The organism is Novosphingopyxis iocasae (genome assembly GCF_014334095.1).
In the GTDB taxonomy this organism is placed as follows: Bacteria; Pseudomonadota; Alphaproteobacteria; order Sphingomonadales; family Sphingomonadaceae; genus Novosphingopyxis; species Novosphingopyxis iocasae.
Genome location: NZ_CP060495.1, coordinates 1,395,874 through 1,420,811 on the forward strand (window position 1 = coordinate 1,395,874; position 24,938 = coordinate 1,420,811).

The following is a 24,938-nucleotide window of genomic DNA, read 5'->3' on the forward strand; positions in this document are numbered from 1 at the left end:
AACATGGGCTGCCATACTCAAAACGCAAATTTCGCGCCGGGCTAGGGCAATCGCGCGGCGATGTCCCGCAAAAAGAGAAACGACCCGCCCGGCCCCAGGGACGCAGCTGCCGTGCCGCTATTCTTCAATAGCCCTGCGCGAAGTCCGGCCGCCCCATCGCCGATGCGTAGAGCAGGCGATAGCGCGCTACCATCCGGTCCTCATTATACTGCGCTTGCGCCTTGGCCCGGTTCGCCTCCCCCACGCTGGCGCGTTTCTTGGGATCGGCGGCGAGCGTCGCGATCGCCTGCGCCAACGCGGCCTCATCGCCCGGCGGGGTGATGAAGGGGGCGTTCGCCGCACTCACCATATCCGCAATATCGCCCACCGCGGGTGCGGCTACGGGCAGGCCCGCGGCCATCGCCTCCACCACCGAGATCGGAAACTGCTCGCTATCCGAAGACAGCGCGAAGATATCGAACAACCCGGCGAAGCGGTGCGGCCGATCGAGAAAGCCGGGCATCAACAGGCGGTCCGTCATGTTCAGCGAAGCCGCCTCGGCCGCGATCCGGTCCTTGTCCGGCCCCTCCCCCACGATGACGAGCCTGATGCCGTCCCCGGCGGCGCCGACCGCGCGCACCAGCCGATCGAGCCGCTTCACGGGCCGGAGGCCTGCAATCGTGCCCACGGTCACCGCGCCGCGCGCGGGCTTGAAACCGGGGATTGCGCCGCGCTGCGGCTTCTTTTCATACAGATCGGTATCGATGCCGTTGGCGATTCGGTGGATCTTGTCCGCACTCTGGTGCCAGGCGGACTGCGCGACCTGTTCCAGCCGTACCGAGGGCACAACCAGTGCCTTGGCCCGCGTCAGCGCCAGCGCGCGGAACCAGTTGCGCTTTCGACTGAGCCGCTCCGCCTCGTCCGCGTTGAACCCGTCTTCATGATGCACCAGCGGCGGCAGGCCCATGGAGGAACCGAGCAGCGTGTTCGCCATCACGGCGTCCATCGATCCCCAATTATAGCTGAGCACCAGATCGAAGCGCTTCATATAGGCGCCGATCCGCCGATAGCGGCCGAGCCCGGGCTTGCCCGCCAGCGAAGGCGCATCGTCCGGAAAGTCCACCTGAATGGCGGGATCGATCGCCTTGCGCGCGCCGAATTCGCCATTGGCAGCCAGCACGACATGGTGCGCGTCTGCACCGAAGCGATTCATCAGCCGCGCGGTGCGCGCTTCCTTGCCGCCAAGATCGAAGCTGCCATGGCAATGGAGCAGCCGGATGGGACGGCTCATGAAGCGGCGCTCTCCGCCGAGATACGCGCCAGGAAGCCGTCGATCGCGCGGCGCACCGGCGGCTCGTCTAGCGTCGGCGCGTGGCCGATGCCGGGCACGGTTTCCAGCCGCGCGTCGTGCAGCATGTCCAGCATCCGCTCCCCCACCGCGGGCGACAGGATATCGCTGTTTTCGCCGCGGACGATCAGCACGGGAATGTCCACCATCGCCTTCAGCGCGGGCCAGAGATCGACGCCGGTGGCGCTGCCCGGCACCTCGAACGGTTCGGCGATGCGCGTGTCGTAATCCTGCACCACGCGGCCCTTGGCGTTCAGCTTGTGCGTGCGCTTGGCAAATCGGATCCAGTCGGCCAGCTGCCAGGCGGGGTAGATTTCCCCGTTCAGTTCTTCCTGCGCGCGGGCGGCATGAGCCCAGCTGTCGAAGCTGCGCCCCTCGCCCACATAGCCCTGGATGCGCGCCAGCCCCTCGGGCGCGATTTCGGGGCCGACATCGTTCAGCACCACGCCCTCCACGCGCTTGGGCCAGGTGGAGGCGAGCAGCATCGATACGATCCCGCCCAGCGAAGTGCCGATGGCGGCGAAGCGCGTGACGTGCAGTTCCTCCAGCAGCGCCTCGATATCCTGCATGTAGCTGAGCGGCATGTAGGTCATCACGTCCTTGGCATAGGCGCTCTCGCCCCGCCCGCGATATTCGGGGCAGATCACCCGGCAGCCCGGCGCGAGATGCGCGGCCAGATCCTCGAAATCGCGCGCGTTGCGGGTAAGGCCCGGCAGGCAGATCACCGGCGGCAAAGCGCTGTTGGCGCCATAATCCCGATAGTGGAGCCGAAGCCCGTCGCGCGACCACCAGTAGCCGTCCGAATATGCGGCCATGCTTGCCATTCTCCCCGGCCATGCCCAGTTCGCAGGGCATGGATGTGATTGAACCGAAACCCGCTCCCTATAGGCCCGACGTTCAAATCGCCAGTCTTGGCGATGCGATCGGCGATCCGGTGACGGCGGCCGACTTTCCCGAAACCGTCTTGCGCTTTCGCAACGATCGCTGGGCCCCTGCGGTGGGGCTGGAAAGCCTGTCGGACGAAGACTGGGTGCGCCATTTCGGGCGGTTCGAGCCGCTGCCGGACAATCTGCCTCAGCCGCTGGCGCTGCGCTATCACGGGCACCAGTTCCGCGTGTACAATCCGGAAATCGGCGACGGGCGCGGCTTCCTCTTCGCGCAGCTGCGCGACGGCGAAGGGCGGCTGCTGGACCTCGCCACCAAGGGATCAGGCACTACGCCCTACAGCCGCCGCGGCGATGGTCGGCTGACGCTGAAGGGCGGCGTGCGCGAGATCATGGCGACGGAAATGCTGGAGGCGCTGGGCGTGGAGACGTCCAAGACCTTCTCGCTGATCGAGACGGGCGAACAGCTCCACCGCGGGGACGAGCCCTCGCCCACCCGCTCCGCCGTGCTCGTGCGGCTGGGGCACAGCCATATCCGCATCGGCACCTTCCAGCGCGCGGCGTTCGAGCGGAACGAGGATTTCGTTGCCAAACTGACGCGCTACTGCCTCGACCAATATTACGGCGCGCCGGATGTAGACGATCCCGGTGCCGCGCTGCTCGAACGCGCGGTCGACGCCTGTGCGCGGCAGGCGGCGGGTATGACCGTGGCGGGCTTCGTCCACGGCGTGCTGAACAGCGACAATATCAACATCACCGGCGAAAGCTTCGATTACGGCCCCTGGCGCTTCACCCCGAAATGGACGCCGGGCTTCACCGCCGCCTATTTCGATGAAGGCGGGCTCTATGCCTTCGGGCGGCAGGCCGAGGCGATCCACTGGAACCTGGCGCAGCTGGCAGGATGCCTGACGCTCATCGGCGAATCGGACCCGCTGAAGGCCGCGTTCGATCGCTTCCCGGACCGCTACCGGGAGCATTTCGTCTCCCAGTTCCTGTGGCGGCTCGGCTTCGCCCCGCGCGGGAGCGAGGAAGACCTGCACCTCGTCGCCGCAGCCGAAAAGGCGCTGACCGAAAGCGGCGTTTTGATCGACCGGTTCTTCTTCGACTGGATGGGCCGCCCGCAGTGGGTCGATCCGGCCTATGCTGGCGAAGCCTTCGCCCATTTCCGCACCCGCGCCTCCGCCTATGAACCGGCCCGCGCTCGCACCCACGCCTACTGGTCCGGCGAGCCCTGCTCGATGCATATCGAGGAGGTGGAGGCGATCTGGGCACGCATCGCCGAGGACGACGACTGGGCCCCGCTCACCGCCAAGGTCGCTGCGATCCGCGCGATGGGCGCGGCTTACCGGGACTAGGTCAGGTCAGGCCGGGGGCGTATCGGCCGCGTTGCGCTTCTTCAGCTCGTCGCGGATTTCCTTCAGCAGCTGCACCTCGCTCGGGCCCGGCGTGGCCGTTGCCTCGTCCTTCTTCTCGAACTCGGACATGATCTTGTTGGCGCTGCGCATCAGCAGGAAGATGATGAAGGCCAGGATCAGGAAGTTGATCGTTACCGTGACGAACTGGCCGTATCCCAGCAGCGGTACGCCCGCTTCCTTCAGCTCGGCATAGTTGGTGAGCGAACCCTTATACCCCTCTGGCACCGGGCCAAGCTGGATGAAATAGCGGGAGAAGTCGAAGCCGCCGAAGATCGCGCCGACCACCGGCATGATGACGTCCTCGGTCAATGACGTGGTGATCTTGCCGAACGCGGCGCCGATGATGACGGCCACCGCCAGATCGAGCACATTGCCGCGCAGGACGAATTTCTTGAACTCGGCGAACATTCGGGTCTCCCTGCTGAAATCCTGTCATATGTTTATGCCGCCCCGGCCGCCGCTTGTCGATTGGCGGTGGCGGGCCATGGGTCTTTGCGATTAGATGGGCCCAACGCATTTCCACGAAAGGACGATCCATGCGACCTGCCCTTCCGAAATTTTTACCCAAGCTGCTGATCGCCGCGCTTGCCGCGAGCCTGCTCAGCGCCTGCGGCATCAACAGCGTGCCGACCGCCGAAGAGAACGCCAAGGCGCGCTGGGCCGATGTGGAGGCCGCCTATCAGCGCCGCGCCGACCTCATCCCCAATCTCGCCAACACCGCCGAGCGCTATGCCGAGCAGGAGCGCAACGTGCTGACCGAGGTGACCGAGGCCCGCGCGCGCGCCACATCGGTGCAGGTGAACGCCGACGATCTGGACAATCCGCAGGCGCTGCAGAATTTCGCGCAGGCGCAAGGGCAGCTCGGCCAGTCCCTCGGCCGCCTGCTGGCGAGCTTCGAGGCTTATCCGGACCTCAAGTCCAACCAGAACTTCCTGGCTCTGCAAAACGAGCTGGAGCGCACCGAAAACCGCATCAATATCGCCCGGCGCGACTACAACGAAGCGGTGCGCGAGTATAACACGACCATCCGCACCTTCCCGGACATCATCGGCGCGAAGATCATCCACGGCGCCGAGCCGCTCGTGCCCTTCGAGGCCGACGCCGGCGCGGAAAAGGCCCCGGAAGTCTTCGGCAAGAGCTGATGGGTGAAGCAAACAGCAACCCTTCCCCCCGGGTGGGGGAAGGACACCTCTTCGCCGCAGCACAGGGGCTGGCGGCGCGGTTCCTGCTCCTTTTCGCGCTGTTCTTCGCCGCCCTCACCCCCGCTGCGGCACAGGACTTTCCCAAGCTCACCGGCCGCGTGGTCGATCAGGCGGGGATTCTCGACGATGCCGACGAGGTGTCGCTGACACAGCAACTCGCCGCGCTCGAGCTGCGTACCGGGCGTCAGGTCGTGGTCGCCACCGTGCCCAGCCTGCAAGGCTATCCGATCGAAGATTTCGGCTATCAGCTTGGCCGCACCTGGGGCATCGGCAGCAAAGAGAATAATGACGGCGTCCTTCTGCTCGTCGCGCCGGAGGAGCGGCAGGTGAGCATCGAAGTCGGCTACGGCCTGGAACCGGTGCTGACCGATACGCTCGCCAGCACCATCGTGCAGGGCGTCATCATCCCCAGATTCCGCGATGGCGACTATTCGGGCGGCATCCAGGCCGGCGTCAAAGCCATCGCCAGCCAGCTCGAACTGCCGCCCGAGGAAGCGCGCAAGCGCGTGGCCGCAGCCGATGCGCAGGCGCGTAAGCGTCAGGAAGGCGGCTTCCCCTGGGCGGGCCTGATCTGGCTGGGCTTCTTCGCCTTCATGTTCATCGGTCCGCTGATTGCAGGCGGGCGCGGACGCCGTTCGCGCTATCGCCGCGGCGCGGGGATGAGCGATGTGATCCTGTGGGGCATACTCAGCGGCATGGGCGATAGCGGACGGCATGGCGGCGGCGGCTTCGGCGGCGGAGGCTTCGGCGGCGGTGGGGGCCTTGGCGGCGGCGGCTTCTCCGGCGGCGGCGGCAGCTTCGGCGGCGGCGGCGCATCGGGGGGCTGGTGATGGCCAGAACCATTCAGCTCTCCGCCGAGGACCATCGTAGGATCAGCGATGCCGTGTCGAACGCCGAACGGCACAGCGACGGCGAGATCGTGACCATCGTCAGCGAACTGTCCGATCATTATCAGGACATTTCCAGCCGCTGGGCGGCGGCGATGGCTCTCCTGTTCCTCATCGCTCTTCCCATCGCGCCCGGTTTCTGGCGCGGCGCGATGGAGCTGGTCAGCAGCGGCTGGTCCCAGGATTACAGCCCGGCAGCCCTCCTCACCGCGATCGCGGCGACGGCGGTGTTCCTCTATTTCGTCGCCACGCTGATGCTGGAGAATATGAACCTGCGGCTGTTCCTCACGCCCCCTAATGTGAAGGAAGACCGCGTCCGTGCGCGCGCCGTGCAATTGTTCCGCGTGGGCACCGAAAGCCGCACCGACGGGCGCACCGGCATCCTCCTCTATCTTTCGACCATGGAGCACCGCGCCGAGATCGTCGCGGACAGCGCCATTGCCGAAAAGGTGGAGCCCGCCCGATGGGCCGAGGCGATGGCCGCGCTGATCGACCAGGTGAAGGAGGATCGCCCCGCCGAGGGCATGATCGCCGCAGTGGAGCAGGTCGGCGCGATCCTGGCCGAACATTTCCCCAAGAGCGAAGGCAATCCCAATGAATTGCCGGACCGCCTGATCGAATTATGAGCGCTGCCCCCATGAACGAACAGATGATGGAAGAGCCCGAAAGCACGCAGTGGGAGGGGGACTATATCGTCGTGCGCCAGCGCGGCACGTGGGAATATGTCGGCCGCCCGCGCGGCATCCGCGCCGCCGTCATCCTGGCGGTGGACGAGGGCGAGATCTTGCTGGTCGAGCAGTTTCGCGTGCCGCTCGGCAAGCCCTGTCTGGAACTGCCCGCCGGGCTCGTCGGCGATGAGGATTCGGGCGACGAGGACGTGCTGGAAGCCGCCGCGCGCGAGCTGGAGGAAGAAACCGGATATCGCGCGGAGGAAATGGAGTCGCTCGGCGAGTTCTTCTCCTCACCCGGCATGATGAGCGAGAGCTTCACGCTGGTGCGCGCCCACGGGCTCACCCAGATCGGCGAAGGCGGCGGCGTCGGGTCCGAAGACATTACCGTCCATCGCGTACCGCTCGGCCGAGTCGAGGATTTCGTGGCCGCCGCCCGCGCGCGCGGCGTCGCCATCGACGTGCGCGTGATGAGCCTGCTGATGGCCGACTGGATCGATTGAACCTAAGGTCGGCCATCGCGCGCTGTGATTACGCCCATCCGCATGTTCAGCTTAGATCAAAGAAGCCTGAACAATACTGCCCTGAACTTTCACAGGGAGACCGACATGCGAACCTGGCTCATCGGCACCGCCGCGCTCATCGCCACCGGAACCGGCCTGGCGCTCGCACCGTCCGCCGCCACATCCGCTTCCGCCCAGACGCGAGGAGCAGCGGTGGACTGGGACATCGGTCCCGTCATCGATGGCCGAAACTATTCGGTAAACCTGCCGCGCCATCCCGAGCGCACCGCGCGTGGCTGGTCGATCGATTTTCCCGATCCTCGCCAGCCCGGCGAGCTTCATTATGTGACTACGCGCTCCCGCCCTCTGGTAGGCGCGCGCCACATCATCGTACGATACCGGATCGACGCCGCGCCCGGCGCGCGCTTCATCGCGCAGGAAACGCCGTCTGAAACAGCCACGGTCTCGCTATATTTTCAGCGTCGCGGCGACAATTGGCGTGCGAAGGGACCTTACCAGTTCTTCCGCTGGTACGCCCCTCCCGCCACTGTTCAGCCGCTTGCTCCGGGCGTTCACGAAATGCGGGTCGCACTGGATGGAGCCTGGGGCTCGGTTTACGGCAAAAGCGGCGCGCAATATCCGCAAATGTTCGAAAGCGCCCTGGCCGACATCGACAATATTGGGCTGGTATTCGGCTCGGCGAGCGGTCGTGGTCATGGAGTATATGCAACCGGGCCAGCGCGCTTCACGCTTCTCGACTTCCGCGTGGAATAGCGCGGGTTTCACAAGCACGGCGCGGGCATGATAGCTATTTCCCGCCGCGCCGCTTGCTGCGGCCGCTGGTCATCGGATCGGGCTTTTTGGGCGGCTTCCAGCCCTCGGGCGGGGAAACGCTCTGGCGGCTGGTGCCCAAGCCCATGGCGCCCGGCTTCTGCCGCGTGATGCCGCTGGTATCAGCCTTTGCGACGTCCTCGCCATCGGCGCCGCCGCGCAGCAGATTGATCCGGTCGCGCAGGCGCGCGGCCCGCTCGAAATCGTCATCCGCAGCGGCGCGGCGCATTTCGTCACGCAATTGTTCGATCGTTTCGGTCATGCACCCCCACAACGCATCGCGCGCCCGGACGCTGCATTCGTGATCGCAGAGTGCGGCGCAGGCCGCCGCGCGATCAGCGGAAATTGTCGGCGTAGGCCTGGATTTTCAGCGTCTTGGTGGGCGTCTGCACGATATGCGCCTCGATGCCGTTCTTTTCGGCATAGGCCTTGGCCGCCTCGCAGCTGGGGAAGCGCAGCGTGAGCTGCTGCTTGGTATCGCCTGAACCAGCCCAGCCGGTAAGCGGATCGGGGCGCTTCGCCTCGGCCGGATCATATTCCAGAATCCAGCGGTCGGTAAGCGCGCGGCCGGAGGACATGGCGCTTTTGGGGCGCTGATAGATGCGGGCGGTCATGGTTTTTCCCTGCCCCCGGCGCGGCGCAAAATCAAGATGGATCGGGCGCGGCGGGTGCGAGTTCGGTGTTTGTTCTGGCAATGTAGGAGATCGGGCGGCAGGTTGGGGAGATGCAAAGCGCTCCGCCTCTCCCTACGTCATTGCGAGCGAAGCGGGCCGCAGGCGACCGCAGGTCAACCAATCCAGGGCGTGCGCAGCGCTGCATCCGCCCTGGATTGCCGCGTCGCCTCCGGCTCTTCGCAATGACGAATAGAATTAGGGCATTCCGGCGCCCCCACTTCCCCGCTCAGGACAGTGTGAAGCCGTGTGAAGCTAGCCCCCGCGCGCCTGAGCGCGCTTGGTCTTCAGGCTCGCCACCGCGCTGGCCGGGTCGTCCGGCCAATGGTGCTTGGGGTAACGCCCGCGCATATCCTTGGCGACGTCCACCCAGCTGCCGCGCCAAAAGGCGGGCAGATCGCGCGTCGTCTGCACCGGGCGGCCCGCCGGGCTGGTCAGCGAGAGGACAAGCGGCACCGGCGGGCGGCCCACCACGGGATGCTCTGACAGTCCGTAGAAGGCCTGCACCCGCGCCTCCACGGTCGGCCCGGCCTCAGCGGCATAGTCAATGGCATGGGTGGTGCCGGCGGGCGTGGTGAACTCGGGCGGCGCGGCGGCAGCGATGCGCTGGCTCTCGTCCCAGCCGAGCAGCCCTTCAAGCGCGCCGTGCAGCGCGCCGCGGTCCAGCGCGTCGAAGCGGGTGACGCCGTCCAGCAGCGGCTCCAGCCACCGGTCCAGCGCCTCCAGCAGCGCAGGCTCGGTCAGCGCCTCCGATCCGGCGAAGGCGGCGCGGCGGCGCAGCGCCTCGGCCTTCGCGCCCCAGGGCAGCAGCCCGAGGCCATGGCTCCGCACCGCCTCCAGCAGCGCGGCGCGCACCGCCTGCGGATCGGGCGAATCGTCCTGCCCGCGCCTGAGCGCGATCGCGCCCAGCCGCTCCTCGCGCAGCGCCTCTATGCGGCCAGCCTTGGCATCGAAACGCACGGTGCGACGCGTCTCGATGCGGCCCACGAACAGCCGCCGCAACTCTTCCTCCTCCACCGGCGCGGCGGAGAGGATGCGCGCCCCGCCTGCCGCCCCCTGCACGTCGGCCACGGCCAGCCACGCGTGGCGGGCCAGCGGCGATGCGGGATCGAGCCGGAAGCCGCGACCTCCCGCTGCGATCCACTCCACTCCGTCGCTGCCCCGCCGCCGCGCCACGCGGTCCGGGAAGGCCAGCGCCACCAGCGCGCCGATCGACAGCGCTTCGTCCTGCCCTGCCGGCACCAGCGCCGCCCATCGCTTGGCGAGCCCGCGCGCCGCCTCCGCCTTACGCCCGCGTTCGCCGCGCCAGCGCTGCAGCCGCGCCTCCAGGTCCTCGCCGCGACCGCCCAGTCCGCGCTCCTGGCACAACACCGCGACGCGCGAGCCCTCCTCCGCCTGGCCATGCGCCCCTGCGATGACGAGCATGTGCGCCAGATGCGGCGGCATCGGCAGCGCAGCCAGCGTCTCGCCATGCGCGGTGATGTGGCCGGTGTCGTCCAGCGCATCGATGGCCTGCAAGGCCTTGCGCGCCTGGGCGAGCGCGGCGGCGGGCGGCGGGTCGAGCCAGCGCAGCGCAGCCGGGTCGGCCTCGCCCCACTTGGCGCAGTCGAGCACCAGCGGCGATAGGTCGCTCTCCAGGATCTCGGGCGGGTCGTACGGGATCAGACCGCCGGTCGCCGCCTCCTCCCACAGCCGGTACGCCGTGCCCGGCGCCTGCCGCGCCGCGCGGCCTGCGCGCTGGATCGCGCCTGCCCGGCTCACCCGCTCGGTCACCAGCCGCGGCGTGCCCGCCGCCTGGTCGAACCGGGGCCGCCGCGCGAGGCCGCTGTCGACCACGATGCGCACGCCATCGATGGTGAGGCTGGTCTCCGCGATGCTGGTGGCGAGGATCACCTTGCGCCGCCCCTCCGGATCGGGCCGGATCGCCGCGCGCTGCTCCGCCGGATCGAGCGAGCCGTGGAGCGGCAGCACGCGGACGCTGGAAGGCATGCGCTCGGCCAACCGATCCGCCGTCCGATCGATTTCGCCCACGCCCGGCAGGAAGGCGAGCAGGTCGCCCTCGCGCTCGGCCAGCGCGCGCAGCACGGCGCCCGCCATCTCGTCCTCGATGCGCCGTTCGGCGCGGCGGCCGATATGGATCAGCTCCAGCGGATGGCTGCGCCCCTCGCTCTCGATCACCGGGCAGCCATGCATCAGCGCGGAGAAGCGCGCCCCGTCCAGCGTGGCCGACATGGCAAGGAGGCGCAGGTCCGGCCGGAACGCCCCCTGGGCTTCGAGTGCGAGCGCAAGGCCGAAGTCGCTGTCGAGGCTGCGCTCGTGCACCTCGTCGAACAGCACGGCGGCGATGCCGGTCAGCTCCGGATCGGCGATGATGCGATTGCGGAAGATACCCTCGGTCAGCACCAGAATGCGCGTGCTCGCGGAGCGCTTCGTGTCCATGCGGGTGGCGTATCCAATGGTGTGCCCCACCGGCTCCCCGGCCAGCTCCGCCATGCGTTCCGCCGCCGCGCGCGCCGCCAGCCGCCGCGGGCTGAGCAGCCAGATCTCGCCGTCGCACCATTCCTCACCGAGCAAGGCGGGCGCTGCCATCGTCGTCTTGCCGGCCCCCGGCGGCGCGACCAGCACGGCATTGGTGCCCGCGCGCAGCGCCGCCTTCAGATCGGGCAGCACCGCCTCGATCGGCAGCGCGCTCACGCCTCGCTCGTCGTCAGGCCGAGCCTTTCGCGCAGGAACCAGCGTCCGCACATCAGCACCGCTGTCGCCGCGAGCCCGCCCGCGAGGCCTAGCCACACCCCGACCCCGTCGAGGCCTGCATGGAACGCCAGGAACCAGCCCAGCGCGAAGCCGATCGCCCAGTATCCCAGCGCTGCGAAGACCATCGGCACCCGCGTGTCCTGGATGCCGCGCAGCAGCCCTGCCCCCACCGCCTGCAGCGAATCCACCAGCTGGAACAGGGCGGCCACGCCAAGGAAGGCGACCGCGAGCCGGTACACCTCGGCATCTTCTGGCGTCACCGGCTGCACGAACAGCCCGACCAGCGGACCGGGGATCAGCCACATCAGCGCCGAGGAGAAAGCCGCCGAAGCAAGGCCCAGTGCCAGCGCCACCTTGCCGACGCGCGAAAGGCCGGCAGGATCGCGCCGCCCGTGGAAGATGCCCGCGCGCACCGTCGCCGCTTGCCCGATCGACAGCGGCACCATGAAGGCGAGCGCGGCGATCTGGATGGCGACGCTATGAGCGGCGAGCGAGGCGCGGCCGATCAGGCCCATGAGGAACACCGCGGCGGAGAACACGGTCACTTCCATCGCATAGGTGCAGGCGATCGGCAGGCCCACGGCGAAGATGGCGCGAAAGCGCGGCCAGTCGGGCCGCCAGAAGTTGCCGAACAGGCGATAACGGCGGAAGCGGCGTACACCGGTCACCACGAGCGCGCCGCCGAGGCCGAGGACGAGCTGCGACAGTGCGTTCGCGATCGCCGCGCCCTCTAGGCCGAGTTCGGGCAGGCCCAGATGACCGAACACCAGCGCCCAGCAAGCAACCGCGTTGAAGATCAGCCCCACCGCCATGATGTAGACGCCCCACATCGGGCGCTCCAGCGCCGTGACATAGTAGCGCAGGATCAGGCCGACGAGCCAGGGGAACAGCCCCCACATCGCGATACGCACGAACGGCGCGGCGGCGGCGGAAAGATCGGCGGTCTGGCCGAGGGCGAGGAAGATGGCCTCCGCATTCCAAAGGATCGCCCAGACGGGCACGCAGATGGCGGCGGAAGCCCAGATCGCCTGACGCACCGTGCGGCGCACATCGCGCACACTGTTCGCGCGCCGTCCATATTCCGCCGCGATCAGCGGAGAGGCGGCGGTGACCAGCCCCATGCAGAACACGCCGAACACCCAATAGAGGTTCACGCCGAGCGCCGCCGCGGCCAGCGCATCGACGTCGTAACGTCCGAGGATGACCACATCGGTGGTGTTGATCGCCGCCTGCGCCAGATTGCCGATAACGAGCGGCAGCGCCAGGCGCAGCGTCATGAGGCCTTCGCGCCGGAACGATCCGGCGGGGCGGGTGGCAGCGATGTCGTTCATGTCCGGCGCCTAATAGGCGCGGCTGATCGCGAACTCCACCGCCTCGGTGAGCGCCGATTTGGCCGGCCCTGCCGGGAACGCCGCGATGGCATCGATCGCGCGCTGGCCGTAATGGCGCGCCCGGTCGATGCTGTCCGAAATGGCATCGTGCCGTTCGATCAGCCGGGTTGCGTGCGCCAGATCCTCATCGGACACGCGCCGTCCGGCCATCGCCTCACGCCAGAACGCCTGCTCTTCCGCGTCACCGCGCGCAAAGGCGAGGATGACAGGAAGCGTGATCTTTCCGTCGCGGAAATCATCGCCGACACCCTTGCCCATTGTTGCGCTGTCCGAGGCGTAATCGATCGCGTCGTCGACCAGCTGAAAGGCGACGCCGAGATTGCGGCCGTAGCGATCCAGCGCCTCTTCCACGGCGTTGTCGCGCTCGGCGACCACCGCGGCGATGCGGCAAGCGGCGGCGAACAGCGCCGCCGTCTTCGCGCCGATGATATCGAGATAATGCTCCTCACTCGTCGCCAGCTGGCGCTGCGCAGTAAGCTGATCCACCTCGCCCTCGGCGATGACGGCAGAGGCATTGCTGAGGATCTTGAGTACTTTCAGCGAGCCATCCTCGACCATCAGTTCGAAACTGCGCGAAAACAGGAAGTCGCCCACCAAAACGGCTGCCGGGTTGCCGAAAATGAGGTTCGCGGCGGTCTTGCCCCGGCGCATGTCCGACCCGTCAACGACGTCGTCGTGCAGCAACGTCGCGGTGTGGATGAACTCCACCGACGCGGCAAGCTTGTGATGCCGGTCCCCCGGATAATCGAGCAGCGCCGCGCAGGCGAGCGTCAGCATGGGACGCAGCCGCTTGCCGCCGCCCGCGATCAGGTGGCCGGCCAGTTCAGGTATCAATGGAATGTCCGATTGCATGCGATCCAGGATCACGCTGTTCACGCGATTCATGTCGCTGGCGACAAGCGCCATCATCGGTTCCAGGGAGGCCGCACGGCCCGGTTTCAGCAGATGAACGTTCGCGGCCATGTCAGGACGGGATTTGGCAAGTTGCGCGCACTTGCGCAAGAGGGCGCGCGCCTTTCCGGAACCGCACCGGCAATGTCCGCGTCGTTCAAGCTATATGCAGGAGGCTTTCGCCTGCCTTCAGTTTCTCCAGCATGTCCGAAAGCCGGGTCGCCATGTCCTGCAGCGTGACCGCCGCGATCCGCTCGCTCGCCGGTTCGCGCGAACGCAGCATCTGGGCGATTGCGAGCTGCATCTGTGTGATGTGATCGATCTTCTGCAAGCTCTTCATGTGCCGCCGAAGGGTTTCCGGATCGCTGCCCAAATCATAGGCCAGATTGCCGAGCAGCCGGGTGATGTTCACCAGCTCCTCCGCCAGCACGATATCGAGCAGCGCATCTTCGGAGCTAGGTTCTGCCCTAATGGGTTCCATATAGCTCATTTGGATAGCAGTCCGATCAGCGTTTTGGTCAGGTCCGCGGGCTTGACTTCCTGCGATGCAAAGCCGCGTTCCAGCGTGTATCCGCCGCCCGCATTGGCCGAGATGCAATGTCCGCGCACGCCCGAGATCGCGTTCGCGCCGCCTTTGGCGTCATCGCTGTCGGACAGCAACAGACCCACGGTATCGACCGTGGCAGCCTTGGCGGCTGACGCAAAGAGCAGCGAAATGGACGGGCGCTCGCCAGCCACGGGATCGCGCGGCAGCAGTTTCAACTGCCCATCGGGCCAAGCTGAAACGACCATGTGGGCCTCTCCCTGCGGTGCAAAATAGATCGTTCCTTTTTCAATCGGCATATCGGCATCGGCAACCAGGACACGCGGCGCGATCTGGCTGTCGAGCTTCTCCGCCATGCCCTGCACCATCCCCGGCTCCAGATGCTGTACGACCAGCATGGGCGGGCAGTCTTCGGGCATCTGCTCGAACAGGTTGAATAGCGACTGCGTGCCCGATGCATCGGCACCGACAACCGTCAGGCGGCCGTTCCAGTTGATGGGTGCGGATTTGCCCGTGCTTTTCGCACCGCCCACGGTGGGCAGCCGTGCGTTCTTCGCAGTGCCGATGATCTTGCCCAGTTTGGCGATGATCGCATCCAACTCCTTGGGGGCGGCAACCTTGGGCTTGGGCAGACAGGCGACCGCACCGAGGCGCAGGGCCTCGATCGATTCGGATGCGCCATCGGTCGTGCGGGTGGAGAACATGATCACCGGCATCGGCTTGTTCTCCATGATCTCCTTCAGATATTCGAGGCCGCTCATTCCGGGCATCTCGATATCGAGCGTCATCACTTCCGGCTTGAGCGACTGAACCATCTCACGGGCTTCGGCAGCGCCGTCCGCCAGCCCGACAATCTCCACGCCCGGCACACGCTCCAGCGCGCCGCACAAAAGCGCGCGCATGGTAAGCGAGTCGTCGACGACAAGGACTTTGGTGCGGGCCATGAAACTTACTCCGGATGGGATGCCGCACCGTGCGGCAATTGCTCGACGAGACGCTCGAGCGACAATACGAGGATCAGACGTTCGTCGATGTTGACGAGACCTTCGAGGAACCTGGCGGCGATGGTGTCGCCCATGTTGGGCAATGGCTGCAGACCATCCTCGCTAACGGTAACGATGTCGTTAACCGCATCGACGATGATGCCCTGCAGCTGCTCGCCGATCTGGACGACGATGATCACATGGCGCGCGGTGGTATCGGTCGTGCCCCAGTTCAGCCGATGGCGCAGGTCCAGCACCGGCAGTACGACGCCGCGAAGATTTACCACGCCGCGGACATATTCCGGAACGTTGGGAAGCGGCGTTGCGGGCGACCATGCGCGGATTTCCCGAATGGCCATGATATCGATACCGAGCACCTGATCGCTCAGCTGAAAGGTGATAAGTTGGCGGCTCATTTTAGATGTCCTCTTCAATCGGCTCAATGCATCACGCGGCGAAGCGCGGAGGCCAGCTTTTCGGGATCGAACGGCTTGACGATCCAGCCGGTGGCACCGGCATTGCGCGCGCGCTGTTTCTTCTCGTCGGAGCTTTCGGTGGTCAGCACCAGAATGGGCATTTCCCGCTCGCCTTCGCCGCGCACGCGCTCGATCAGCCCGAAACCGTCTAGGCGCGGCATGTTGATATCGGTGATCATGACGTCCGGCTTAATGCTGCCCAGCTTTTCCAGAGCGTCGATGCCATCTTCGGCTTCGATCACATGATAGCCGAGATCGTCAAGCGCAGCGCGCAGCAGCATGCGCATGCTGGGCGAATCATCGACGGTTAGAATGGACTTCTGCACGGGCTAGCTCCTTGACGGCATTCATCAGAAAAGTTCGACATCGCCGATGGAAACCGGCTTTGCGGGTGGAGTGGGGACTTGCGCTGCAACGCGAGAAAGCTGGACATCCTCAACCTTGCGACATCGCGCGAGGCCCAGAGCAGCGCGGAACTGGACGCGCCTCGCCGCACTGCCGCCCACATCTTCGCCCACCAGCGGAATACCTTCGGCCTTCAAAAAAGCGCGGGCGAAGGCGATATTGTCCCCGCCGATATCGCTGTAATGCGCGTTCATCGTGGCACCGCCGAAAATCCGGGCCTTCATACGGCTGCGCATGGCGCCATGGGCCATCATTTCGTTGATCAGCATTTCCATGGCATGCACACCATAACGCTGCATCGACGCCGCGTTTTCGACCTTGCCGTGTGCCAGCAGATAATGGTTGATCCCGCCCACCCGCGCGAACGGATCGTAAAGACAGGCCGCGACGCAGCTTCCCAGCAACGTCGTGAGCACGATTTCGGGATCGCGGGAAACGCGGGTTTCTCCCTGCGATACGTTCACGGACCGAAAGGATGTTTCAGCGCCGCTCGTCATGCCGAACATTCCTTCATCAGCTGCGCTGCAATTCTATTCAGCGAAAGCTGCATGGTGACGGCCCCCATGCGATGGGCCTCAGCGGGCATGCCGTAGACCACCGAGGTGGCCTGATCCTGGCCGACCGTGGCCGACCCGGCATCGCGCATCGCCTTTAGCCCAACGGCGCCATCCGCGCCCATTCCGGTGAGAATGGCGCCCGTCGCGGCGGCACCGGCGTGGCGCGCCACGGAAGAGAACAATCGGTCGACCGACGGGCGGTGACCGCTCACCCGGTCTCCCTGCACCAGACGGCAATGGAAACGCCCCGGCACGCCGGCGATCTCCAGATGATTTTCGCCGCCGGGCGCCAGATAAACCTTGCCGGTCGTCAATGGTGACCCGGCCCTGGCTTCTTCCACCTTGGGCTTGGACAGCCGATCCAGCCGGGCGGCGAAGCTTGCCGTGAACGTGGCGGGCATGTGCTGCACGATCATCGTCGGCGGGCAATTTTCGGGGAAGCCGCGCAGCAGCTCGATCAGCGCCTCGACGCCGCCCGTGGAAGCCCCGATCGCGATCAACGCGTCGGACCGCGGACGGAACGTGTCGCCCACCTGCGCGGGTTTCTGGACGCTGCTTGCAAGCCGCCGTGAAGAGGCCGCAGCCTTCACCGTATCGGCCAGGCTGGTGCTGCCGGTGTCGCTCAGGATTGCCTTGTCGACACAGTCGAATGCGCCCAGCTCCAGAGCTGCCAGGGTGGCGTCCGCACCGCGCGAAGTGAGCGTGGACAGCATCACCACCGGCATCGGCCGCAGCCGCATCAGTCGCTCCAGAAAGTTGATGCCGTCCATGCCCGGCATTTCCACGTCGAGCGTAATCACATCCGGATCCAGACTCTTGATGATCTGGCGGGCGGACGTAACGTCGCAGGCCGTACCGACCACCTCGATCTCCGGGTCCTGCTGCAGCGTATGCGAGACCAGGCTGCGCATGACAAAGGAGTCGTCGATAACGACTGCACGTACGGTCATGGCGCAATTTTCCGATAAGTGGTGTTGCCGACGCATTCGAAGCGACTGGCCACGATCTCGTCGAGCCGTTCGGAATGCCCGATATAGAGCGTTCCCCCCTGCTCCAGCTGATCCGCCATGCGGGCCTGCAGCCGTGCCTTGGTGGGACCATCGAAGTAGATCATCACATTGCGGCAGCAGATCACATCGAACTTGCTGCGCATCGGCCATTCGCCAAGCAGATTGAGCGGAAGGAAGGAAATCGGCGCGCGCAGCGCGGGATCGACCTGCATGGAATCCCCCGCTTTTTGCAGCCAGCTTTTGGCCAGCGGCTCGGGGACGGGTTTGACTGTTTCGTGCGGATAGATTCCGGCGCGCGCGACATCGAGCACGCTGGCCGAAAGATCGGTGGCCAGCATCCGCAGGTCCAGTTGCAGGATACGCTCCGCCTCGGCGCGCTGCGCGCCCAGCATCGCCATCATCCAGGTATAGGGCTCTTCCCCGCTGGAACAGGCAGCCGACCACAGGCGAACGCGTTTGCCCGCCCGCAACCGTTCAAGTAGCGTGGGCCACACTTCCGCTGAGAAATGTTCGAAATGGTGCTTCTCACGGAAGAAACTGGTGTGGTTCGTCGTGAGCATATCGATCGCACGGTCGCGCTCGGTTTCATCACGTTCAATCAGCTTCAGATAGTCTGAGACCGACTGAAGACCGTTCGCCCGCACTCGCGGCGCAAGGCGTCCGTAGACCATCTGCGCCTTGCTGTCGGGCAGCAGAATGCCCGCGATCTTATAGGCGAGCTTGGAGATCGCACGATGATCCTCCAGGCTGAACTTGAACTCCCGCCGTCTGCTATCCGTGCTGATGGCAGCGAGCGCGTTCACGCGGCCAGTTCCATGGGCACGGCCCCGGGGCGGCGGGCCGTCAAGGTGTCGATATCCAGGATCAGGGCCACGCGGCCATCGCCCAGGATCGTCGCGCCGGCCAGCCCGTCGATGGCGCGGTAGTTCGCCTCAAGGCTCTTCACGACAACCTGGCGCTGATCCTGGATGGAATCGACCATCAGGGCGGCAGGGCCGTGATCGCCGTCAACCACAATCAGCACGCCGCTGCGCGGATCGGTTTCGCCATCGGGAATGCCCAGCTGGCGGGCCACACGCAGCAGCGGAACATGCTGTCCGCGTACGTCCAGCAGCGCGGCGTCCAGACCGATGCCGTTCACGGCACGCTCTTCCGGGCGCAGGCTCTCGACGATATGAGTTAGCGGGATCACGAATGTCTGTGCGCCGACCTTCACGATCATGCCGTCAAGCACGGCGAGCGTGAGCGGAAGGCTGAGCGAGAAGCTGGATCCGGTACCCTCGTTGGACTGGATGCCGATGCGGCCGCCCAGCGCCTGAATGTTCCGGCGCACGACGTCCATGCCGACACCGCGTCCCGAAATGTTGGACACGGTCTCGGCGGTCGAGAAGCCCGGTGCGAAGATCAGATTGTCGATCTCCTCATTGCTCAGTGCCGCATCCGGCGCGACGATACCGCGTTCGACAGCGCGCTGCCGCACCCGATCGCGGTTGATACCGGCGCCGTCGTCCGCGACGGTGATGACGATCCGGCCGGACTGGTGCGCGGCCGAAAGCCGAACGACACCTTCAGCCGACTTGCCGGCGGCGACGCGCTTTTCCGGGCTTTCCAGGCCGTGGTCCACGGCGTTGCGGATCAGGTGGGTTAGCGGTTCGCCGATACGCTCGACAACCGTCTTGTCGACTTCCGTCATCTCGCCCTCGATCTCGAGGCGCACGCGCTTGCCGGTCTCGCCCTCCAGTTCGCGGATGATCCGTGGCACGCGGCTGAACACCGTCTGCATGGGCTGGGCGCGCAGCGCCATCGTCGATTCCTGAAGCTCGCGCGTCAGATGATCGAGATCGCTGAGTTCGCCGATGCCGTTCAGATCATAATCGCTGAGGCGCTGGGTCAGCATGGCCTGCGTGATCACAAGCTCGCCGACCAGATTGACCAGCCTGTCGAGCCGGTCGAAGTCCACACGAATGGTCTGCGAAGCCGCCACCTTGGGTGCGCTGGGAGCAGGAGCAGCCGCCGCGCTCGGCGCCGCAGCGGCGGCGGGCGCTGGCGCTTGGCTTGGCGCAGGTGCCGAGGTGGGCGCGGGAACGGGAGCGGGCGGAACCGCCTGCAACGCCGGTGCGGGCTGCACCGGTGCCGGGGCGGCCACCGGGGCCGCTACGGGTGCCGGAGCGGGCGCCGGAGCATCTTGTGCGGCAGGAGGGAGAGCCACGTCCGCCTCGGGCGCTGCAGCATCGTCCGAAATCTCACCGATCCGCTGGAGTTCCAGCCCATAGCCATCGGTGAAATCGAACACGCCCACGATCTCGTCTTCCGAAAGAGCACCGGGAATGTTCAGGTGCCAGGCAAGATAGGAGCATTCGGCATCCATCGCGTCCAGCGACGGAAGGGCGGACAGATCGACTGCGTGCAGTTTCGCACCCAGGCGCTCCAGCTCGCGCAGCAACAAAAGCGGTTCGCCGCCATTGTCGAATGCGTTCGGCGCGGGGCGCATCGAAAGTCGCCAGTCCGCCTCTCCCGCAACCTCGGCTGTCGACGCATCGTTCAGCTCAGCCGTTATCGGCTCGATCGGCGCTTCGTCGGAGGCGGCTTCTTCCGGTGCGGACGCGGGGCCGCCCAGCATCGCCATCAAATCATCGAAATCATCATCAGCAGCGGGCGCTTCCTGGGCCACTTCGGCTTGAGCGGCCTCAGGCTCGGCAGGAGCCTCGGCTGCCGCCGCGTTGACATCCGCCGCCTGCTTGAGGCGTTCGAGCATCGGCCCGTCGGCAGGTGCCTCCTGGCCATCCCGTGCCGCAGCGACATGATCCGACAATAAATCGAACGCCGCGAGGACAGTATCGAGTACGGACTGGTCCAGGGACAGCGTGCCGTTGCGCAGATAGTCCAGCAGGGTCTCATATTCGTGGGTGAACGCCTGCAGACGCTCATGCCCGAAGGCCCCTGCCCCGCCCTTGATCGAATGCACGGCCCTGAACACGGTGTTGATCGTTTCAACATCGTAGCTGTCGGGACGAATTTCGGCGAACGCCGTTTCCATCTCGTTCAGTCCTTCTTCGCATTCCTGGAAGAAGATGGCCTGGATTTCCTCGATATTCACGCGCTCGCCTCTTCTTCAGCAGGTTCTAGCAAGACGTCCAGACCGGAAAGTTTGACCATGTTCACCATCGCATCGCTTGGCTGATCGATGCGAAATTCCACCCGCGCATCTCCAGCCGCCTTGCGCGCGGCAAGCAGGACCTGCAGGCCCGCCAGACCGATCTGCTCTACCTGATCGGCCAAAAGTATGACCGGCTGGGCATTTCCGATGGCCTGCCTCAAGCTGCAGCGTAGCAAACCTGATGCGGCGCTGTTCAATGTGGCTGGGAGCGGTTGGTTCATGGTACTGTCCCTTGGGAGACTACATGGAAAAATCGGCGATCAGAACTCGGACCAGTCGTCGTCGGCCAGGGCCGTGTTACCGGCGACCCGGGCCGTTACGGCCGGCTGGGCCATCTGACGGGCCGCACGCGCCTGCAACTGGTGCACAGGAGATGCGGCAGGGCTGCGCTGAGCAGAGCCAGAAACCCGGAACTGCGAAACCTGACGGGCAAGCACATCTGCCTCTTCGGCCAGGCTGCGGGCAGCTGCCGTCGCTTCTTCCACCATGGCTGCGTTCTGCTGCGTCACGCCGTCCATTTCGGACACGGCGGTGTTCACCTGCTGCAAACCATTGGCCTGCTGTTCTGCGGAGGTCGAGATCGAGGAGACGAGGGTGCTGACCTCCTTGATCCGGTTGATGATACGTTCCAGCGATGCACCGGTCTCGCTAACCAGTTGCACGCCTGCATCCACCTGCCCCGTGGACGCCGTGATCTTCGACTTCACATCCTTGGCTGCATCCGCAGAGCGCTGCGCCAAGGCCCGAACCTCGGATGCGACCACGGCAAAGCCCTTGCCCGCATCGCCGGCACGCGCCGCTTCAACGCCGGCGTTCAATGCGAGCAGGTTGGTTTGGAAGGCGATACCGTCGATTACCGAAATGATCTCGCTGATTTCCGCGGAAGAGCGCTCGATCCCGTTCATGGCCTCTACGGCGCGCTGCACGACGTCGCCGGACTGTTCGGCCTCCGAGCGCGTTTCGATAACCACCTGATTGGCCCGGGTGGCATCCTGCGCCGCCTCGCGGACCGTGGAAGTGATCTGATCCATGGCGGCGGCCGTCTCCTCCAGGCTGGCGGCCTGCTGTTCGGTGCGCTGGGACAGATCGTCCGATGCCTGACGGATATCGGCGGAACCGTTGTTGATGCTGCTGGCAGCGTCGATGACCGCGGATATGACTTCGGTAAGCGACTGCAGCGCCTCGTTGTAATAGTTCCGCAGCTGATCATAGCCTTCAGGAAACGGCGTTTCGATGCGGTAAGTCAGGTCGCTGTCGGACAGCTTGCGCAGACCGTCGCTGAGAGCGTCGACAACCTGCTCCTGAGCCTCATTGGATGTCTGAATCTTTTCGCCATTCAGACGGAAGACATTCATCGCCCGAGTCATGCGACCGACGCAGTCCTGATGCTCTTGATGAGCGATCGGACTTGAGAGATCACCGGCGGCAAGGGATTCCATGCGTTCCACGGTCTCGACGTAAGGATCGCAGATCGCTTTTTTGGATACTAAGACCACGATCGCTTGCGCAATGACTGCAAGAAACGCGATGCCCAGCATCACTTCTCCTGAGATCCAGCCGAATTCGATGCCGAATGCGGTTGCCGCGACGAAAGCCGTAATCGCGGTATGCACCCAGAATAGTGCGTTGAATTTTGTCCGGATGGGTGCTGTTTCTTTAAACCAGCGCAGCATGGTATTATCCCTCTATTGCCGTGCTCCCGCAAATTTGATGTTTGCGACAACTTTCCCCCCACATCGGAGACCTCGATATGACCGACGCGTAAACAAACCGTTTACGTTACATTTTATGTACGATGTGATACTAATTAGGCATTGCTGGGGGGTAATTCAGTCTTCCTTCGATCCTTCCGTTCGAAGCATTAACCCTCATTTGCGTTCTCTGGTTATAGGGCACACAGGCGAAGGACTGTGGGTCATTTTGGGCGGTTAGAATTCGGACCAGTCGTCCTGCGCCAAAGCAGTGTTCCCGACGACACGCGCCGTCAGCGCCGGCTTTGCCATCTGGCGGGCGGCCCGATCCTGAAGCGCATGCACCGGAGACGGCGCGCTGCGTTCTGGCTTCGTTTCGATCTGGAACCCTGCAACCTGGCGGGCAAGCGAGTCCGCTTCCTCTGCCAGACTTCTGGCCGCTGCGGTGGCTTGCTCGACCATGGCGGCGTTCTGCTGCGTCACGCCGTCCATTTCAGAAACGGCGGTATTGACCTGCTGAAGGCCGTTGGCTTGCTGCTCAGCCGATGTCGAGATCGAAGAAACCAGATCGCTGACCTCCTTGATCCGGCCGATAATCCGCTCAAGCGAGGCACCCGTCTCGCTGACAAGCGCCACTCCGGAATCGACCTGCTCGGTGGAAGCGGTGATTTTCGATTTCACATCCTTCGCAGCGTCTGCCGAGCGCTGCGCCAAGGCGCGCACTTCGGATGCCACCACGGCAAAGCCCTTGCCCGCGTCGCCAGCGCGTGCTGCCTCAACCCCTGCGTTCAGAGCCAGTAGGTTGGTCTGAAAGGCAATCCCGTCGATCACCGAAATGATGTCGTTGATTTCGGCGGAGGCGCGTTCAATTCCGTTCATCGCTTCGACCGCACGATGCACGATATGGCCCGATTCTTCGGCTTCGGTCCATGTGGCACCCACCACCTCATTGGCGCGTTTGGCGTCTTGAGCGGATTCGCGTACGGTCGAGGTGATCTGATCCATCGCCGCGGCGGTTTCCTCAAGGCTCGCAGCCTGTTGCTCCGTGCGCTGCGAAAGATCGTCCGAAGCGTGCCGGATATCAGCGGCGCCATTATTGATGTTGGCGGCCGATCCAACCACGGCCGAGATGACTTCGGACATCGAAATCAAAGCCTGATTGAAGTTGGTGCGCAGTTCTTCATAAACGCCAGGGAACGCGTCTTCGATGCGGTAGCTGAGGTTGCCGTCGGCCAGCTTGTGCAAACCGTCGCTGAGCACGCTGACAACCTGCTCAATCTCGGTAGCGTCTTGTACTTTCTCGGCATTGGCGCGGAAGACGTCCATGGCCTGGGTCAAGCGTCCCACACAGTCGGCATGCTGCGTGTGCAAGACCGGACTGGCGAGATCACCGTCGGCAAGCCCCTCCATACGCACGACCGTCTCCACAAACGGATCGCAGATCAGTTTCTTCGCGACCAGGACCACGGCGATATGAGCGATCAAACTTCCGATCGCGACGCCGAACGCAGCAACCGGCGAAATCCAGGCCTGCATGGAAGCGAAAACAGCACCGGCGACTATCGCAGCCAAGACGCCGTGGATACAAAGAAGGACAGTAAACTTCCTCCTGATCGGCGCTTTTTCTTTAAACCAGCTTATCATCAATTCCCCCACTCAACTCTCGGCAATGGCTAGAATTTCTTGCAAAGCCAATGCACGGAACTGGAGTACTGGATAGGACAAGGTGGTAAATAGCAGGTAAACGACGAAGTAATTCCTGAAGGATTACTTTGAGCGTATGCTGGAAGACGAAAGCCCTTCGGCGACTTCTTCACTAATCGCACGCCCGCTGCTGGCCTGGGTCAAGAGCGTAATCGACATGCGCCGGTTGCGCGGGTCCGCTGCGTCGCCTGCGTTGTAGGGCTGCCGGTCCGACACACCCTCGATCTTGTCGAAACGGTCCTCCTTCAGTCCGCCGGAAAGCAGGCCCTGCCGGGTTGCTTCGGCACGTGCCGCGGAGAGTAGCCAATTGTTCATTGTCTTGCCCGATGCATAAGGCAGACTGTCCGTATGGCCGCGCACGGCGATGGCGTTCGGTAGGTCACGGATCGCGCCCGCCACTTCTTGCAATAGCTTGGCAGCGCGGGGAACCAGCCGATTGCTCGAAAGCTGGAACATGGCAAAGTCCGCGGCATCGACAACCTCGATCCGTAGCCCCTCCGTCGTCCGGATGAACTTGATGTTTTCGGACAGGTTGCGCAGCTCTGCCTTTTCCTGGAGCCGCTTGCGGATTTCCTTCTCGATCGCGTCGAAGCGTTTCTGCTCCTCCTTGCGCAAGGCAAGGTCCGCGCCGTCGCGGCTTCCGGTGGCATCCTTGGGGATGGTCAACGTGCGGGTTCCGGTCTGGCCCGGCGCATGGGGATAATCATCGCGCGAAACGACGGATTCGCCGCCGAACAAACCATTGGAGCCGGCGCTGCCCTGTTTCATTTCCACCAGCGTGGGTGCGAAGTAGTCCGCGATGGCCTTGCGCTGGTCCTCATCCGTCGCGCCAAGCAGCCACATCAGCAGGAAGAACGCCATCATCGCCGTCACGAAGTCGGCATAGGCCACCTTCCACGCGCCGCCATGATGGCCGCCATGGCCATCCTCGATGATTTTCTTGATGATGATGGGGCGCAGATTGTCCCCTTTGGGAGCGCTAGCCAT

The 24,938-nt window shown here is 64.9% G+C and carries 26 protein-coding genes; 6 read left to right on the forward strand and 20 right to left on the reverse strand.

Translation table 11 applies throughout. The annotated features are described in order from the left end of the window. Positions 1–124: 124 nt before the first annotated feature. Complete coding sequence (locus H7X45_RS06600) at positions 125–1,270, reverse strand: glycosyltransferase family 4 protein (RefSeq protein WP_187336707.1); 1,146 nt, start codon at positions 1,268–1,270, stop codon at positions 125–127. Continuing rightward, positions 1,267–2,142 carry an alpha/beta fold hydrolase gene (locus H7X45_RS06605; RefSeq protein ID WP_187336708.1) on the reverse strand — a complete coding sequence of 292 codons (876 nt, stop codon included), beginning with the start codon at positions 2,140–2,142 and terminating at the stop codon, positions 1,267–1,269. Before H7X45_RS06605 ends, H7X45_RS06600 begins: the two co-directional genes overlap by 4 nt. A gap of 38 nt (positions 2,143–2,180) precedes the next feature. Between H7X45_RS06605 and H7X45_RS06610 the strand changes: the two genes are divergently transcribed. Next, positions 2,181–3,566, forward strand: a complete 1,386-nt coding sequence (locus tag H7X45_RS06610; RefSeq protein WP_187337020.1) for a protein adenylyltransferase SelO family protein — start codon at positions 2,181–2,183, stop codon at positions 3,564–3,566. Positions 3,567–3,572: 6 nt separating this feature from the next. Here the strand turns inward: H7X45_RS06610 and mscL are convergent, their stop codons facing one another. Continuing rightward, entirely contained in the window at positions 3,573–4,034 is a 462-nt protein-coding gene (gene mscL, locus H7X45_RS06615) for a large conductance mechanosensitive channel protein MscL (RefSeq protein ID WP_187336709.1), read from the reverse strand. Between the two features lie 128 nt (positions 4,035–4,162). Here mscL and H7X45_RS06620 point away from each other — a divergent pair, with 128 nt between their 5' ends. The 5 genes from H7X45_RS06620 to H7X45_RS06640 all read left to right on the forward strand — a co-directional run bounded on the left by H7X45_RS06620 (position 4,163) and on the right by H7X45_RS06640 (position 7,660). After that, positions 4,163–4,768, forward strand: coding sequence for a LemA family protein (locus tag H7X45_RS06620; protein ID WP_187336710.1), 606 nt, complete (start codon positions 4,163–4,165; stop codon positions 4,766–4,768). Next, complete coding sequence (locus tag H7X45_RS06625) at positions 4,768–5,658, forward strand: TPM domain-containing protein (RefSeq protein ID WP_187336711.1); 891 nt, start codon at positions 4,768–4,770, stop codon at positions 5,656–5,658. The genes H7X45_RS06620 and H7X45_RS06625 overlap by 1 nt, the downstream gene beginning before the upstream one ends. Next, positions 5,658–6,341, forward strand: a complete 684-nt coding sequence (locus tag H7X45_RS06630) for a TPM domain-containing protein (protein WP_187336712.1) — start codon at positions 5,658–5,660, stop codon at positions 6,339–6,341. Before H7X45_RS06625 ends, H7X45_RS06630 begins: the two co-directional genes overlap by 1 nt. 11 nt (positions 6,342–6,352) lie before the next feature. Next, the gene (locus H7X45_RS06635) at positions 6,353–6,886 is read left to right on the forward strand and encodes an NUDIX hydrolase (protein WP_187336713.1); all 534 of its coding nucleotides are present in this window, start codon (positions 6,353–6,355) and stop codon (positions 6,884–6,886) included. A 105-nt stretch (positions 6,887–6,991) separates the two neighbouring features. Then, positions 6,992–7,660 carry a hypothetical protein gene (locus H7X45_RS06640; RefSeq protein WP_187336714.1) on the forward strand — a complete coding sequence of 223 codons (669 nt, stop codon included), beginning with the start codon at positions 6,992–6,994 and terminating at the stop codon, positions 7,658–7,660. Between the two features lie 34 nt (positions 7,661–7,694). On the opposite strand, the gene H7X45_RS06645 is transcribed toward H7X45_RS06640, so the two are convergent. The 17 genes from H7X45_RS06645 to H7X45_RS06725 form a co-directional block, all read right to left on the reverse strand. Then, positions 7,695–7,979 (reverse strand): UvrB/UvrC motif-containing protein, encoded by a 285-nt coding sequence (locus H7X45_RS06645; RefSeq protein ID WP_187336715.1) that lies wholly within the window; start codon positions 7,977–7,979, stop codon positions 7,695–7,697. Positions 7,980–8,052: 73 nt separating this feature from the next. After that, the gene (locus tag H7X45_RS06650) at positions 8,053–8,331 is read right to left on the reverse strand and encodes an ETC complex I subunit (protein WP_187336716.1); all 279 of its coding nucleotides are present in this window, start codon (positions 8,329–8,331) and stop codon (positions 8,053–8,055) included. A 312-nt stretch (positions 8,332–8,643) separates the two neighbouring features. Further along, positions 8,644–11,082, reverse strand: a complete 2,439-nt coding sequence (hrpB, locus tag H7X45_RS06655) for an ATP-dependent helicase HrpB (protein WP_187336717.1) — start codon at positions 11,080–11,082, stop codon at positions 8,644–8,646. Further along, positions 11,079–12,473: an MATE family efflux transporter gene (locus tag H7X45_RS06660; protein ID WP_246449778.1), complete on the reverse strand. Its 1,395-nt coding sequence runs from the start codon at positions 12,471–12,473 to the stop codon at positions 11,079–11,081. Before H7X45_RS06660 ends, hrpB begins: the two co-directional genes overlap by 4 nt. Before the next feature lie 9 nt (positions 12,474–12,482). Further along, positions 12,483–13,496, reverse strand: coding sequence for a polyprenyl synthetase family protein (locus tag H7X45_RS06665; protein ID WP_187336718.1), 1,014 nt, complete (start codon positions 13,494–13,496; stop codon positions 12,483–12,485). Positions 13,497–13,581: 85 nt separating this feature from the next. Next, positions 13,582–13,914 carry a hypothetical protein gene (locus H7X45_RS06670; RefSeq protein WP_246449780.1) on the reverse strand — a complete coding sequence of 111 codons (333 nt, stop codon included), beginning with the start codon at positions 13,912–13,914 and terminating at the stop codon, positions 13,582–13,584. Further along, positions 13,911–14,912, reverse strand: coding sequence for a chemotaxis protein CheB (locus H7X45_RS06675; RefSeq protein ID WP_187336719.1), 1,002 nt, complete (start codon positions 14,910–14,912; stop codon positions 13,911–13,913). Before H7X45_RS06675 ends, H7X45_RS06670 begins: the two co-directional genes overlap by 4 nt. 5 nt (positions 14,913–14,917) lie before the next feature. Further along, positions 14,918–15,367 (reverse strand): chemotaxis protein CheW, encoded by a 450-nt coding sequence (locus H7X45_RS06680; protein WP_187336720.1) that lies wholly within the window; start codon positions 15,365–15,367, stop codon positions 14,918–14,920. A gap of 23 nt (positions 15,368–15,390) precedes the next feature. Next, a complete protein-coding gene (locus tag H7X45_RS06685; RefSeq protein WP_187336721.1) occupies positions 15,391–15,753 on the reverse strand; it encodes a response regulator in 363 nt (120 codons plus the stop codon). A gap of 24 nt (positions 15,754–15,777) precedes the next feature. Further along, entirely contained in the window at positions 15,778–16,329 is a 552-nt protein-coding gene (locus H7X45_RS06690; RefSeq protein WP_187336722.1) for a chemotaxis protein CheD, read from the reverse strand. Continuing rightward, positions 16,326–17,339: a protein-glutamate methylesterase/protein-glutamine glutaminase gene (locus H7X45_RS06695; RefSeq protein ID WP_187336723.1), complete on the reverse strand. Its 1,014-nt coding sequence runs from the start codon at positions 17,337–17,339 to the stop codon at positions 16,326–16,328. The genes H7X45_RS06690 and H7X45_RS06695 overlap by 4 nt, the downstream gene beginning before the upstream one ends. Next, a complete protein-coding gene (locus tag H7X45_RS06700; protein ID WP_187336724.1) occupies positions 17,336–18,202 on the reverse strand; it encodes a CheR family methyltransferase in 867 nt (288 codons plus the stop codon). The genes H7X45_RS06695 and H7X45_RS06700 overlap by 4 nt, the downstream gene beginning before the upstream one ends. After that, entirely contained in the window at positions 18,199–20,496 is a 2,298-nt protein-coding gene (locus H7X45_RS06705; protein WP_187336725.1) for a chemotaxis protein CheA, read from the reverse strand. The genes H7X45_RS06700 and H7X45_RS06705 overlap by 4 nt, the downstream gene beginning before the upstream one ends. After that, positions 20,493–20,777 carry an STAS domain-containing protein gene (locus H7X45_RS06710; protein ID WP_187336726.1) on the reverse strand — a complete coding sequence of 95 codons (285 nt, stop codon included), beginning with the start codon at positions 20,775–20,777 and terminating at the stop codon, positions 20,493–20,495. Before H7X45_RS06710 ends, H7X45_RS06705 begins: the two co-directional genes overlap by 4 nt. A gap of 39 nt (positions 20,778–20,816) precedes the next feature. Next, on the reverse strand, positions 20,817–22,229 hold the full coding sequence (locus tag H7X45_RS06715) for a methyl-accepting chemotaxis protein (RefSeq protein WP_187336727.1): 1,413 nt from the start codon (positions 22,227–22,229) through the stop codon (positions 20,817–20,819). A 255-nt stretch (positions 22,230–22,484) separates the two neighbouring features. Next, the gene (locus H7X45_RS06720) at positions 22,485–23,903 is read right to left on the reverse strand and encodes a methyl-accepting chemotaxis protein (RefSeq protein WP_343061128.1); all 1,419 of its coding nucleotides are present in this window, start codon (positions 23,901–23,903) and stop codon (positions 22,485–22,487) included. Positions 23,904–24,014: 111 nt separating this feature from the next. Beyond that, positions 24,015–24,938 carry a flagellar motor protein MotB gene (locus tag H7X45_RS06725; RefSeq protein ID WP_187336728.1) on the reverse strand — a complete coding sequence of 308 codons (924 nt, stop codon included), beginning with the start codon at positions 24,936–24,938 and terminating at the stop codon, positions 24,015–24,017.

Coding starts and splice junctions, on each gene's coding strand:
- H7X45_RS06600 (WP_187336707.1), bottom strand. CDS start 1,270: ATGAGCCGTCCCATCCGGCTGCTCCATTGCCATGGCAGCTTCGATCTT.
- H7X45_RS06605 (WP_187336708.1), bottom strand. CDS start 2,142: ATGGCCGCATATTCGGACGGCTACTGGTGGTCGCGCGACGGGCTTCGG.
- H7X45_RS06610 (WP_187337020.1), top strand. CDS start 2,181: ATGGATGTGATTGAACCGAAACCCGCTCCCTATAGGCCCGACGTTCAA.
- mscL (WP_187336709.1), bottom strand. CDS start 4,034: ATGTTCGCCGAGTTCAAGAAATTCGTCCTGCGCGGCAATGTGCTCGAT.
- H7X45_RS06620 (WP_187336710.1), top strand. CDS start 4,163: ATGCGACCTGCCCTTCCGAAATTTTTACCCAAGCTGCTGATCGCCGCG.
- H7X45_RS06625 (WP_187336711.1), top strand. CDS start 4,768: ATGGGTGAAGCAAACAGCAACCCTTCCCCCCGGGTGGGGGAAGGACAC.
- H7X45_RS06630 (WP_187336712.1), top strand. CDS start 5,658: ATGGCCAGAACCATTCAGCTCTCCGCCGAGGACCATCGTAGGATCAGC.
- H7X45_RS06635 (WP_187336713.1), top strand. CDS start 6,353: ATGAACGAACAGATGATGGAAGAGCCCGAAAGCACGCAGTGGGAGGGG.
- H7X45_RS06640 (WP_187336714.1), top strand. CDS start 6,992: ATGCGAACCTGGCTCATCGGCACCGCCGCGCTCATCGCCACCGGAACC.
- H7X45_RS06645 (WP_187336715.1), bottom strand. CDS start 7,979: ATGACCGAAACGATCGAACAATTGCGTGACGAAATGCGCCGCGCCGCT.
- H7X45_RS06650 (WP_187336716.1), bottom strand. CDS start 8,331: ATGACCGCCCGCATCTATCAGCGCCCCAAAAGCGCCATGTCCTCCGGC.
- H7X45_RS06660 (WP_246449778.1), bottom strand. CDS start 12,473: ATGAACGACATCGCTGCCACCCGCCCCGCCGGATCGTTCCGGCGCGAA.
- H7X45_RS06665 (WP_187336718.1), bottom strand. CDS start 13,496: ATGGCCGCGAACGTTCATCTGCTGAAACCGGGCCGTGCGGCCTCCCTG.
- H7X45_RS06670 (WP_246449780.1), bottom strand. CDS start 13,914: ATGAGCTATATGGAACCCATTAGGGCAGAACCTAGCTCCGAAGATGCG.
- H7X45_RS06675 (WP_187336719.1), bottom strand. CDS start 14,912: ATGGCCCGCACCAAAGTCCTTGTCGTCGACGACTCGCTTACCATGCGC.
- H7X45_RS06680 (WP_187336720.1), bottom strand. CDS start 15,367: ATGAGCCGCCAACTTATCACCTTTCAGCTGAGCGATCAGGTGCTCGGT.
- H7X45_RS06690 (WP_187336722.1), bottom strand. CDS start 16,329: ATGACGAGCGGCGCTGAAACATCCTTTCGGTCCGTGAACGTATCGCAG.
- H7X45_RS06695 (WP_187336723.1), bottom strand. CDS start 17,339: ATGACCGTACGTGCAGTCGTTATCGACGACTCCTTTGTCATGCGCAGC.
- H7X45_RS06710 (WP_187336726.1), bottom strand. CDS start 20,777: ATGAACCAACCGCTCCCAGCCACATTGAACAGCGCCGCATCAGGTTTG.
- H7X45_RS06715 (WP_187336727.1), bottom strand. CDS start 22,229: ATGCTGCGCTGGTTTAAAGAAACAGCACCCATCCGGACAAAATTCAAC.
- H7X45_RS06725 (WP_187336728.1), bottom strand. CDS start 24,938: ATGGCTAGCGCTCCCAAAGGGGACAATCTGCGCCCCATCATCATCAAG.